General features: G+C 62.0%; 11 protein-coding genes. 6 read left to right on the top strand and 5 right to left on the bottom strand.

The features are described 5' to 3' along the window. The first annotated feature begins 163 nt into the window (after positions 1 to 163). Complete coding sequence (locus T5B8_RS15525) at positions 164 to 415, top strand: GlsB/YeaQ/YmgE family stress response membrane protein (protein ID WP_353180195.1); 252 nt, start codon at positions 164 to 166, stop codon at positions 413 to 415. Positions 416 to 756: 341 nt separating this feature from the next. After that, the gene (locus T5B8_RS15520; RefSeq protein WP_353180193.1) at positions 757 to 1,428 is read left to right on the top strand and encodes a hypothetical protein; all 672 of its coding nucleotides are present in this window, start codon (positions 757 to 759) and stop codon (positions 1,426 to 1,428) included. Between the two features lie 7 nt (positions 1,429 to 1,435). Here T5B8_RS15520 and T5B8_RS15515 read toward each other — a convergent pair whose 3' ends face one another. From T5B8_RS15515 to T5B8_RS15505, 3 genes are all read right to left on the bottom strand, one after another. Then, the gene (locus T5B8_RS15515) at positions 1,436 to 1,870 is read right to left on the bottom strand and encodes a PaaI family thioesterase (protein ID WP_353180191.1); all 435 of its coding nucleotides are present in this window, start codon (positions 1,868 to 1,870) and stop codon (positions 1,436 to 1,438) included. 54 nt (positions 1,871 to 1,924) lie between these two features. Continuing rightward, the gene (locus tag T5B8_RS15510) at positions 1,925 to 2,659 is read right to left on the bottom strand and encodes a sulfite exporter TauE/SafE family protein (RefSeq protein ID WP_353180189.1); all 735 of its coding nucleotides are present in this window, start codon (positions 2,657 to 2,659) and stop codon (positions 1,925 to 1,927) included. Positions 2,660 to 2,784: 125 nt separating this feature from the next. After that, positions 2,785 to 4,941, bottom strand: coding sequence for a dihydrolipoyl dehydrogenase family protein (locus tag T5B8_RS15505; RefSeq protein WP_353180188.1), 2,157 nt, complete (start codon positions 4,939 to 4,941; stop codon positions 2,785 to 2,787). A gap of 220 nt (positions 4,942 to 5,161) precedes the next feature. Here T5B8_RS15505 and T5B8_RS15500 point away from each other — a divergent pair, with 220 nt between their 5' ends. Continuing rightward, on the top strand, positions 5,162 to 6,238 hold the full coding sequence (locus T5B8_RS15500) for a 3-deoxy-7-phosphoheptulonate synthase (protein ID WP_353180186.1): 1,077 nt from the start codon (positions 5,162 to 5,164) through the stop codon (positions 6,236 to 6,238). Positions 6,239 to 6,313: 75 nt separating this feature from the next. Here T5B8_RS15500 and T5B8_RS15495 read toward each other — a convergent pair whose 3' ends face one another. After that, positions 6,314 to 8,323: an SDR family oxidoreductase gene (locus tag T5B8_RS15495; protein ID WP_353180184.1), complete on the bottom strand. Its 2,010-nt coding sequence runs from the start codon at positions 8,321 to 8,323 to the stop codon at positions 6,314 to 6,316. Between the two features lie 170 nt (positions 8,324 to 8,493). Here T5B8_RS15495 and T5B8_RS15490 point away from each other — a divergent pair, with 170 nt between their 5' ends. Beyond that, the gene (locus T5B8_RS15490) at positions 8,494 to 8,835 is read left to right on the top strand and encodes a histidine triad nucleotide-binding protein (RefSeq protein WP_353180182.1); all 342 of its coding nucleotides are present in this window, start codon (positions 8,494 to 8,496) and stop codon (positions 8,833 to 8,835) included. Between the two features lie 172 nt (positions 8,836 to 9,007). After that, positions 9,008 to 9,868 (top strand): GTP cyclohydrolase FolE2, encoded by an 861-nt coding sequence (gene folE2 / locus T5B8_RS15485; RefSeq protein ID WP_353180180.1) that lies wholly within the window; start codon positions 9,008 to 9,010, stop codon positions 9,866 to 9,868. Positions 9,869 to 10,604: 736 nt separating this feature from the next. On the opposite strand, the gene T5B8_RS15480 is transcribed toward folE2, so the two are convergent. Beyond that, positions 10,605 to 11,267, bottom strand: a complete 663-nt coding sequence (locus T5B8_RS15480) for a hypothetical protein (RefSeq protein WP_353180178.1) — start codon at positions 11,265 to 11,267, stop codon at positions 10,605 to 10,607. 143 nt (positions 11,268 to 11,410) lie between these two features. On the opposite strand from T5B8_RS15480, the gene lexA reads away from it, so the two are divergent. After that, the gene (lexA, locus tag T5B8_RS15475; RefSeq protein WP_353180176.1) at positions 11,411 to 12,049 is read left to right on the top strand and encodes a transcriptional repressor LexA; all 639 of its coding nucleotides are present in this window, start codon (positions 11,411 to 11,413) and stop codon (positions 12,047 to 12,049) included. Positions 12,050 to 12,088: the final 39 nt, after the last annotated feature.

Here is a 12,088-nt window from a genome sequence, read left to right as displayed (position 1 = left end):
CCTGAGAGAAGTTTAGCCGGTGGGAGCGTTTTCACACAGCCTGGGCCGCCAAGGGCCGGCGCGCAAAGGATCGCTACCGACGCAAGACGTAGAATTCCCCGCTTGTGCGGCCGCCAGGTCACGCGCACAGTGCGGGCTGTTCTCCAATGCAAAGGATCAAACCATGGGCATTATCGCCTGGATCATCTTCGGCCTGATCGCCGGCGCCGTCGCCAAACTACTGATGCCGGGCAAGGACCCGGGCGGCATCATCGTGACCATTGTCATCGGCATTCTCGGTGCCGTACTCGGCGGCTTCATCTCGACCGCGCTCGGCATGGGCACGGTATCGGGTTTCAACCTGGGCAGTTTCGTGATCGCCATTCTGGGTGCGATTCTGCTGCTGTGGCTCTATCGCGTGGTCAAGTCGCGCTAGTAAGCACCGCACGGCGCATCCGAAAAGCCGGCCTGTCGTCAGGCCGGCTTTTTTTGTGTCGTTTCTTAAGACAGGTCCTGTGCGCGAATGAACGCGAATACACGCCAATGCGCGTCGGTTTTTGGATTGTGCGAGCGCTCCGGCAAAGGGCTCTCAGCACTGATCTGGTGCCCCTTGTACTATTTGTATTTTCGCCTGATTTGCGGCCTTTGCGTTGATTTGCGCACAAGACGGCAGGTTGAACACCGCCGACGCAGGTCACGTTCATTTGCCGAGCGGTTTGCATTCGCGCAACGTCCGGTGAAGCGAAATCACCGCGTACGCCCGCCCCGGACTCGGCCATGCCGCAAGCGCCCACGATAACGGTTGTCTATTGCCTGCTGGCCCTGCTCGCCGCGCTGGGCGTGATCCAGCTTGGGCGTTGCAGCGCGCGGCTTCGCCAACGACGCGTGGGCGCAGCATCTCGCTCGGGCATGGGCGGCGGCCTGTGCCTGGCGATTGCCGTACTCATGGGCGCGTTGTTGCTCAATCTGCATACCTACCAGCGTCTGAGCTATGAGCAACCGGTCGCCCAGCTACATTTACAAGCGGTGGCCGATCAACGTTTCCAGGCGACGCTAACCCGCGGCAACGCCACGCCGCGCGTGTTCGAACTTGCCGGCGACGAATTCCAGCTCGATGCACGAGTACTCAAATGGCGCGCCTGGGCCAATCTGCTGGGCTTTGACGCGCTATTCCGACTGGAACGTCTGAGCGGGCGCTATCGCGATATCGACGACGAGCAAAACCGGCCGCGCAGCGTGATCGCACTCGATGAGACCGAGCCGGGCGTCAACGCGTTTGCGCTGGCCCGGCGTATGCCGGACTGGGCCCGACTGGTCGACGCACGCTATGGCAGTGCGACCTATCTGCCCATGGCCGACGGCGCGGCCTACGATATCGCCCTGACCCAGAGCGGGCTGATCGCACGCCCGGCTAACGGCGCTGCCCGCGCCGCGATCGATCGCTGGTAGCCGGTCGTCAACCGGTTCCGCTGGTGGCCGTACCCATGCGTGCATAGCCGCCGCTGACATGGGCGACGAGCGTGTCGAAGTCCTGCGAGAACAATTCGACCCGACAGGTCACCGAGCGCCGGCCCACGCGCAGCAAATGAGCCCGGGCCAGCACGTCGGCGGCTTTCGGCCGACGCAGAAAGTCGATATGAAAATGGCTGGTCACGGCATATTCGCCGTCCGGCACGTGGGCGATGATGGCGGCATACATGGCGGCATCCGCCGCGGTCATGAGCACGGGTCCGGAAATCGTATCGCCCAGGCGGGTCATGCCCGTATCGAATGGCAGGCAGACATCCACATGGGCTGGCTCGACCGCCAGCACCCGAAACGCGGGCTGGCCCGGCGCGCCCACATTGCGGCGAATGACGGCTTCGATATCCTGCGCATCCATCAGGCTCATGCGTACCTCCCTTGTCGTCGTATCAGCCGCGGCCATAACGACCGCGGGGTCAGTCTAACCGGCAAACAGCCCGGCCAGGCCGTCCCAGCCCAGCTTGAGCGCGAGCACCAGCATGATCACGCGAATGAGCCCGCGAAAGCCGGCTTCCGAGAACCGGCCGTTGAGCCATCGGCCCAGCAGCGTGCCGAGCAGCGCGGCCACCGCCATCGGCACCAGCAGTTCCAGACGGGCGAACACATTGAACCCGTTGAGCGAAAACGCGCCGATCTTGAGTAGATGGCCACAGGCCTGGGCGACGGCCATGGTCGCGATGACCTGCTCCTTGCGCCAGTCGTCACGCAGAAAGAATGGCGCGACGAGAATACCCGTGGCCCCGACCACGGGCCCGACAATACCCGCGATCGCGCCGGCAACGAGCAGGCCTGTACGGCCATGAATCTTCAAGCGCGCTGCCCAGCTCGGCCACACCGCCAGCGCCACGAATACGGCCATGATCAGGCGAATCCAGTCCGGATTGGCATCGACGACCCATGGCGCGACGATAAACGGGCCCGGCAGCGCGGTGAGCATGAACAGTCCCAGCGCGGGCCAGCGCACATAACGGCCATAAACGACGCTGCGCGAGGCATTCGAAGCCAGCTGTACGCCGGCATGCAGAGGCAGCGCCAGTGCGGGCGGCATCCCCAGCGCGAACAGCACGGCGATCAGAATCGCCCCGCCGCCCATGCCGGCCATACCCGATAGCGCGGCGGTGGCCAGCGCGGCGAGTGTGAGCAAAGCGATAAACATCGCCCCAGTATGACCGATGTCTCGGTCCGGGCCGCGGGCGCGATCTTGCCCTCAAGGGCGATCGACTACGTCTGCGCTACAACGCTCTCAGGGGCAAACACCGAGTGGCCCTGCGGCCAATTTTGTCAACGTCGCCAGGCATGAAACCGCGCCAGCCAGGGAAAGGCCCACGCCGGCGCATGGGCTTTTTTCCATTCACTGGCAGCAAAACGATTGGCCTCGGCCAGCGTCGGGTAGGGGTGAATGGTCGCCAGCATCTTGTTCAGGCCGATGCCGTGCTTCATCGCGGTCACGAATTCGATGATCAGTTCGCCGGCCGCCTCGCCGACGATGGTCGCGCCCAGGATGGTGTCCTTGCCTGGCACGGTGAGCACCTTGACCACGCCGTTGCGCGCCGATTCGGCAATCGCGCGATCGAGTTCGGCCAGATCGTAGCGGGTGACTTCGTATTCGATAGACGCCGCCCGGGCACTGTTTTCGTTATGGCCGACGTGGGCGACCTGCGGATCGGTGAACGTACACCAGGGCAGCTTCGAGTAATCCACCGCAAAGCGCTTGAACGTGCCGAACAACGCGTTGACCGTGGCATGCCAGGCTTCATGGGAGGCCGCATGGGTGAGCTGATAACCACCGATGGCGTCGCCACAGGCATAGATGCTGGGCAGCGCGGTCTGCAGATATTCATCCACCGCGATACGCCCGTCCTTGACCAGACCCAGCTCTTCGAACCCCATGCCCTGGGTCCGCGCGCGTCGGCCGACCGCCACCAGTACCCGATCGCAGCCGATCTCGATCTTGCGTTCGCCCATCTTGCAGGTCAGTACGGTCTCGCGATTGGTGCGGGCGGCCGCCGTCACCTGAACCCCGGTTCGCACGGTCACGCCTTCTTCGATGAGTAAGTCACGCATCTGTGCGCTGATGTCGTCATCCTCGACCGAGAGGATGCGCGCGCCCTGCTCGATGAGCTTGACCTGGCTGCCGAGCCGTGCGAAGGCCTGGGCCATTTCACAGCCAATGGGCCCCGCGCCCATCACCGCCAACCGTTCGGGCAGTTCGTTAAGATCCCAGAGATTATCCGAGGTGAGATAGTCGATATCGGCCAGTCCGTCGATGGCCGGCACGAACGGTACCGCGCCGGTGGCGAGCACGATATGGCGTGCGGTCAGGCGGTTGCCGTCGTCGGTTTCGACGGTCCACGGGTCGACCAGACGCGCGCCGGCCTGAATACAGTCCACGCCCAGCGATTCGTAGCGCTCGACCGAATCGTGCGGTGCCATGGTTGCCACGACGGACTTCACCCGCGCCATGACATTCTGAAAATGAAAATTCACGCTCGCCGAACGAATCCCATAGCGCTGGCTATGCCGAATTTCGTGCATGAGCCTGGCCGTGCGAATAAGCGCTTTCGACGGCACGCAGCCGGTATTCAGGCAGTCGCCGCCCATTTCGTTCTTTTCGATGAGCGTAACCCGGGCCTTGACCGTGGCCGCGATGAGCGAGGCCACCAGCCCCGCCGAGCCGGCGCCGATCACGATCAGGTTCCGATCGAAATGCCGGGGCTTGTCGTAGCCGGCCAGCGCCTTGCGGGCGGCAAGGAAATCCAGCGTCTTGCGCGCGATCAGCGGAAACAGCCCCAGCAATACGAACGAAGCGATCAACCCGGGCGAGAGCACGCCCGACAAGGACTCGACCTGCCCGAGCTGGGTGCCCGCATTCACGTAGACGAGCGTGCCGGGCAGCATGCCGAGCTGGCTGACCCAGTAGAAAGTGCGCGTGCGAATGGGGGTGAGCCCCATGGCCAGGTTGATCACGAAAAACGGAAATACCGGCACCAGCCGCAAGGCGAACAGATAGAAGGCACCGTCGCGCTCGACGCCGCGATTGAGCGCTTTCAGGCGTGACCCGAAGCGTTTCTGCACGCTTTCGCGCAGTACGAAACGGGCAATCAAAAACGCCAGCGTGGCGCCGATCGCCGAGGCGAACGACACCAGCAGCGTGCCTTCGGCCAGACCGAACAGCGCGCCGCCGATCAGGGTCATGACCGCCGCACCCGGCAACGAAATCGCGGTGACGGCCACATAGACCAGAAAGAAACCGGCCGCGAACAGCAGCCCGTGCGCCGCTGCCAATTCACCGAGCGCGGCGCGCTGGCTTTCGAAACAGGCCAGGCTGAATACCTGATCGCTACAGGCACCGCCCAGATATTGCCCGGGATTGAGCACGAACCAGGCGGCAATGAGCGCGATTACCAAAACGGCCAGGCCGATACGCGTGATAGTCATCGATTACTTTCCTTTCAAACGCCTGCAGGGCGTGCGCTATAACAGGCGACGCCGTTGTGCCCGTTACGCGATGCCAGGGCATACGGACGCCGCGATTGACCGGCGCGAACACCGGGTCACTATCGGTATACGCGCGACATGCCTGAAATCACGGTACGTCTGCTAGACTCGCCGCTCATTTTTTATACGGTCGTCGCCGGCCGCTTTCGCCCGAATCACCATGCACGAAACCGACAATCTCCGTATCAAGGGCATTCAGGAATTGATTTCATCGCAGGCGCTGCTCGAGGAGCTGCCGGTCAGCGAAGCCGCTTCCGAGACGGTATTCAATACCCGCACGGCCATTCAGAAGATTCTGCATGGCGAGGACGATCGCCTGCTGGTCGTGGTCGGCCCCTGTTCGATCCACGACGTGGATGCCGCACTCGAATATGCCAAGAAACTCGCGGATGCGCGCGATCGCTATGCCGACGATCTGCTCATCATCATGCGCGTATATTTCGAAAAGCCGCGTACGACGGTGGGCTGGAAGGGTCTGATCAACGACCCGGACATGGATGATTCGTTCAAGATCAACAAGGGCATCCGCCTGGCACGCGAACTGCTGCTCAAGCTCGCCGATCAGGGCATTCCTGCCGGCGTCGAGTTTCTTGATCTGATTTCGCCGCAGTATCTGGCCGATCTGGTGGCCTGGGGCGCGATCGGCGCCCGCACTACCGAAAGCCAGGGCCATCGAGAGCTGGCCTCGGGGCTGTCCTGCCCGGTCGGTTTCAAGAACGGCACCGGCGGTTCCATCAAGATTGCGGTGGACGCAGTGGGTGCCGCCCATCATCCGCATCACTTCCTGTCGCTGACCAAGGAAGGCCAGTCCGCGATCTTTGCCACCGAAGGCAATCGCGATACGCATATCATCCTGCGTGGCGGCGCGAACGGGCCCAACTACGATGCCGATTCGGTCGCCGGCGCGGTGGCCCTGCTCGAACAGGCCCAGCTGTCCGGCCGGCTGATGATCGATTTTTCGCATGCCAACAGCCGCAAGCAACACAAGAAACAGCTGGAAGTCGGCGACGACGTGGCCGGCCAGATCGCGGCCGGCAGCCGTGCCATCTTCGGCGTGATGATCGAATCCCATCTCAAGGAAGGCAACCAGAAGCTCGTACCCGGGGTCGAGCCCGAATACGGCGTTTCGATCACCGATGCCTGCCTGCACTGGGACGACACCGACACCCTGCTCGCCGAGCTGGCCAAGGCCGTGTCCGAACGTCGTGACCTGCGCCACAACGGCGACGACGACTGACCCCGCGTACCAACACGGGTTCACGAAAAAAGCCGCCCGAGGGCGGCTTTTTTCATGCCCGGGCCTGGCCGGCGTCTACCAGTACGGGCCCGGCAACAAAGCGGCCAGCACGCGCCCCGGGATATTGGGCTTTTCGGCCTCGGCCGAGCGCCCGCCACGGGCTGCCTTCGACGACGGGAACATGTGGAATGCCTTGTGCAGCACGAAGTCGTTGACCTTGGGCCAGAGCGCATAGCTGATCTGTGCGGTGGTGCCCAGCGGCGAGGCAATCCGCTTGGGTTTTTCCAGAATCGCGGACACGATCATGTCGCCCGCCTGCTCGGGGGTGAGCGTGGGCACGTAATCGTAGAGCTTGGTGGGCGCGATCATGGGCGTGCGCACCAGCGGCATGTAGATGGTGGTCAGATCGATATTGCGCGACGCCACCTCCGGTGACAGGCAGCGTGAAAACGCATCCAGCGCGGATTTGGAGGCCACATAGGCCGAGAACCGCGGCACGTTGGTCAGACAGCCGATACTCGAGATATTGATGATATGTCCGGTGCGGCGTTTGGCCATCGCCGGCAGGAAGTTGAATATCATCCGGATCGCGCCGAAGTAATTGAGCTGCATGGTGCGCTCGTAATCGTGAAAACGATTGAGCGACTCGAACACGCCGCGGCGGATCGAATGCCCGGCATTATTGACCAGAATATCGACATGGTGATGATCGACGAGGATCTTCTTGGTGCATTCGTCGATCGCTTCCATGTCGCTCAGATCACAGGGATAGGCAAACGCCTTGCCTGTGCCCATCTTGTCGACGATGGCCCGCGTTTCTTCGAGCTTGTCGGGGGTACGCGCGATCATGCAGATCGTGGCCCCGGCCCGGGCCAGCTTTTTCGATGTCATGAAACCGATGCCACTGGAGGCGCCGGTAATGACCACCACCTTGCCCTGCATACGCCGCAGCAGTTTTTCCGGCACATGGACATCGCAGTCCATATGCATTTCCCAGTACTGCCATAGCGTCTCGGCATAGTCTTCCAGGCGCGGGCAATGAATGCCGCTGCCCTTGAGCGCGGCCTGGGTGTTGACGTCCTCGAATATGGCGCGATTGTTCACATAGCCGAGAATCGACAGCGGCACGCCGATACGTTTGGAAATACGCTTTTCCAGCCATTCCGCTTTCGGAATATTGCCGGCCAGACGCTTGAGCTGCTGCTCGATATTGGCCGGCCATTCATGGGTGGGCAGCCGGCGCACGATATCCGGGCCATGCGCGGCGCGCATGAAGATACGCAGCATCTCGCCGGCGGTCGGCGGCTCGTCCTGGATCAGAAAGAAGGCCTGACCGTCGAGGTTCTTCTTGTGGGCGATATGCACCATCGCATCGACCACATAGTCGACCGGGGCCACCGGCATCTGTCCGCCCTCGATGCCGAGTAGCGGCAGCCATTTCGGCACGTTGTCGCGGATGCGCTTGATCGGCTTGAAGAAATAATACGGACCGTCGATCTTGTCCATTTCGCCGGTTTCGGAATGGCCCACCACCATCCCCGGCCGATAGACGCGCCACGGCACCTTACAATGCTCGCGTACGATCGCCTCGGACTGAAACTTGGTTCGATAATAGGGATGGCGTACCTGCTGGCCCTCGTCGAACATCTGGTCGGTGAATACGCCCTCGTAATCGGCGCCGGCCACCGCCACCGACGACACATGATGAAAACAGGGCTTGCTGCCCGACTCGTTGGCCAGTGCCCCGGCGAGTGCCACGATATTGGCCGTGCCCTCGTTGTTGACCTTGTCGGCCTGCTCATCGGTCATGTTCATGTCGTAGACCGCGGCCAGATGAAAGACATGATCGATGTGGCCCGACAAATGCTCGAGCGCCTCGCGGTCGATGATCCCGCGCCGGGTGATATCGCCCCAGACCGGGATCAGGCGATCCTCACTCACCCCCAGGCGCTCGCACAGCCCTTCGTAGCGATCGGCACTGGCTCTACGCATCAGCACATATACCGTCGCGTTGCGCCGGGCGAGCAGTTTTTCGACAAGAAAACGACCGATGAAACCGGTCGCGCCAGTCACGAGATAGTTCATTATTGCTTTGTCCTGGTCTGGATATCTTCCTCGGTAGCGCCGGCCCCGACGCTGTTCGCATCGCTGACGGTAAACCCATGCGGGGGCTTCGCGCCACTATTGCGAATTGCGTGAGCGCTTCTGACACAATGCGTGCACACAAGACCGCTCACCGAAAAAAGGATCAACGCATGAGCGACACCATCTTCTCCAAGATCATCAATCGCGAGATCGACGCGGATATCGTCTACGAAGACGACCAGTGCCTGGCCTTTCGGGACATCAACGCCCAGGCGCCGATGCATATCCTGGTCATCCCGAAAAAGCCGATCGACATGCTCGTCAATGCGCAAGACGACGATCAGGCGCTACTCGGCCATCTTTTGCTGACTGCCCGTCAGGTCGCGCGCGACGAAGGCTACGGCGAGGCCTTCCGGCTGGTGGTCAACAACGGCGAGGCCGTCGGCCAGAGCGTATTTCATCTGCACGTGCATATTCTCGGCGGGCGCGAATTTTCCTGGCCGCCGGGCTAGGGAAGCTCTGCGCAATCTCGCCGCAGGCTGGGCAGCGCTTCCGAAGCTTGCACCCGGGCGAATCGGCCCCATCATCGATACCGGTCGCTTTGTCGGCTGATCGCCCGCGCGCTAAGATGGCGCGCTTTGGATCGGCAGGGCGGCCGATTCGCCTGACTGGAATCGCAACACGATGAGTACCGTGGCCAAGGCGCAGGGCGCCAGCAACAGCACTGCCTCGACTTCGCGCGAGCGCACCAGCGCCGGGATCGAAGACGTTCAGGGGCGCGCCGACCCGCGCCATCTGGCGATCAACAAAGTGGGCATCTGCGATATCCGCCATCCCGTGTCGATCGAGCAACGGGTCGGCGGCCATCAAAGCACGGTGGCCACCTTCGGCATGTACGTGAACCTGCCCCATCACTTCAAGGGCACCCACATGTCGCGCTTCGTGCAGATTCTCAATGCACACGAGCATCAGATCACGGTGGAATCGTTTCGTGCCATGCTCGGCGAAATGACCGAGCGTCTCGAGGCCGATAACGGCCATATCGAGATGCGCTTTCCCTACTTCATCGACAAGTACGCGCCGGTGACACGGGAAAAAGGCGTCATGGACTACAACGTCGCCTTCATCGGCGATCAGCGCGGTGATCGCACCGAGTTGTATGTCGAGGTGAAGGTGCCGGTCACTACGCTATGCCCCTGCTCCAAGGACATCTCCGACTACGGCGCCCACAACCAGCGGTCTCTGATTACCATTCGCGTGCGCGCAACCGACTTCTTCTGGCTGGAAGAACTCGTCGATATCGCCGAGGCCCAGGCCTCTTCCGAGCTGTACGGCATTCTCAAGCGCGTTGATGAAAAGGCGGTCACCGAGCGCGCCTACGAAAACCCGAAATTCGTCGAGGACGTAGTCCGCGATATCGCCCAGTGCCTGAATGACGATCCGCGTTTTCGCTACTACGTGGTGGAGTCGGAGAACTTCGAATCGATCCATAACCATTCGGCCTACGCGATGATCGAACACGATAAGGATCAGCCAGCCGCCTGAGCCTTCGTCCGATTCGAAGTCCGGCATACATCGGCAAGCGCAGCCCGCCGACAAGCGGCGGGAACCCTGCTCAAGTTGCCGAGAATGCCGACTCCTCATCGATCCACAACCATTCGGCCTACGCCATGATCGAACACGATAAGGATCGGCCCGCCAGCTGAGCCTTCGTTCGATTCGAAGTCCGGCTGACATCAGCGATCGCATCCCGCGGTCAAGCCGCGGGAACCCTGCTCTGGCGTCGCTGAATCAGCCGACTTCTCATCAATCCACAATCACTGCGCCTACGCGATCAGCGAGCACCACAAGGACGTGCCCGCCGCGTAAGCCTTCTCTGCTCAAGAAAGCAGGTTGTCCGCCAATGAACGCGAAGGCACGCGAATAAGGCGAAAGACAGCGCACTCCAAGGCCCGGGCGCGAGTCTTCACGCTGCCTGCTGAACTTTATATGTAATCAAGAACCTTCTTGTGAACGTACAAACTGCGCATAAGGCTTGAAGCGCTCATGACACGCCCTTCGGCCTATCCGCTTGTTGGCCTCATTTGCGTTTCTTCGCGTTCATTTGCGAACGATATTCTTCTTGAGCGCAGCCAACTCAGTTTCCTGGGTCATCACGCAAGCCCTTGTTCGATTGAGCGCCCGGCTCCGGGCGACGCCGTGCTATAGCAGACACAAAAAAGCCCGGCCGAAGCCGGGCTTTTTCGTTGCGCCTTGCGAGCGCTCGATAGCCAGCGTTGGCTTACGAGGCGCTGCTGTCACTGCTGCCGGGCGTGGCCTCGGCGCTGTTCGACGGCGCCGGCGCGCTCGCCTTCTTGGCGGTGCTCCGCTTGCGCGTGGTCGCAGTGCTCGACTTCGCGGTCGAGGCGCTGGCCGTGCTCTTGCGCGTGGACGCGGTCTTGCGCTTGGCGGCCGTCGTCTTGCTCGCGCTGGTCTTGGCACGGCTGCTGCTCGTAGCGCGCTTGGTCGTCTCGCCAGCGCTGGAGGCCGTACGCTTGCGCGTGGTCGCGGTCTTCTTCGGCGTTTCGCCGGAGAGCTTGGCAATCACCGTCTTGTAACCGCTGGTCACAACGCTGGTGAGTTCGTTGGTGGTCTGTACCAGCAGGTCGATGGTGTCCTTGTAGGCCGACACGATCTGGTCGCGGCCGTTGGGCACATAGGCCTGCGGGTTGTTGGCCACCTTGCGAACGCCATCGGTGCGCGCCTTGTCGAAGCTCGAACGGGCAGCGGCAAAGATATTCTTGGCCGCGCCGATTTCCGTGTTCGCCAAGGTCTGTCCATTCTTGGTCACGACACCCACAGCCTTGCGCTGGGCATCGAAATAGGCCTTGAAGGCATCCTGGTAGTTGCGCCCGACGGTACCGACGCGATTACGCACATCCGAAACGATTTCCTGAATCTTCATGGTTGGCCCTCTCACAAATAGGTTCTTTTCGTTTGCTGCGTTGCAGCATGTATATACGATAACGCCCGTGTTGCAGCGCGTCAAATGGGGCCATCCCAACGAATTCGTTGCGTGGGCGCGCTACAACTGGATATCCTTACACGATGAACGAGCTTACCGAGAAGCAGCGCCGGGTGTATGCCTTCATCCGGGATACGATCGAAGAACGGCATACGCCACCCACCCGCGCCGAAATCGCCGAAGCCCTGGGTTTTGCTTCGGCCAACGCGGCGCAGGCGCACTTGCGCACGCTCGAGCGCAAGGGCTTTATCGAACTCAATGCACGCCTGAGCCGCGGCATTCGGCTGACCGCGGCGGAGGACACGCCCGAACCCGATACGATCGCATCAAGCCATGCGCTCAATCTTGCGGTGATCGGGCGCGTGGCCGCAGGCGCGCCGCTGCTGGCCGTCGAACACGTGGAACGCCATTGCCAGGTCGATGCCACACTGTTTTCGCGCACGCCCGACTATCTGCTGCGGGTCAGCGGCGACAGCATGACCGGCATCGGCATTTTCGATGGCGACCTGCTGGCCGTTGCCCGTGCCAGCGAAGTACAGACCGGTCAGGTCGCGGTGTTCCGGGTGGACGACGAGGTCACGGTCAAGCGTTTTGCCCGTGACGGTCGGCGCGCGCGGCTTCAGGCCGAAAACCCCGACTACGACGATATCGTGGTCGATACCGAGCGCGAATCGCTGGCGGTGGAAGGTATCGCCGTGGGCGTGATCCGCAGCCTGCACTAGGCTATGCACGCGCGGGCACGCAGCCCGTGCCCATCCTAC

It is taken from the genome of Salinisphaera sp. T5B8 (genome assembly GCF_040361255.1).
In the GTDB taxonomy this organism is placed as follows: domain Bacteria; phylum Pseudomonadota; class Gammaproteobacteria; order Nevskiales; family Salinisphaeraceae; genus Salinisphaera.
Note: the sequence above shows the minus strand (reverse complement) of the source record. Positions and strands in the feature narration are given on the sequence as shown.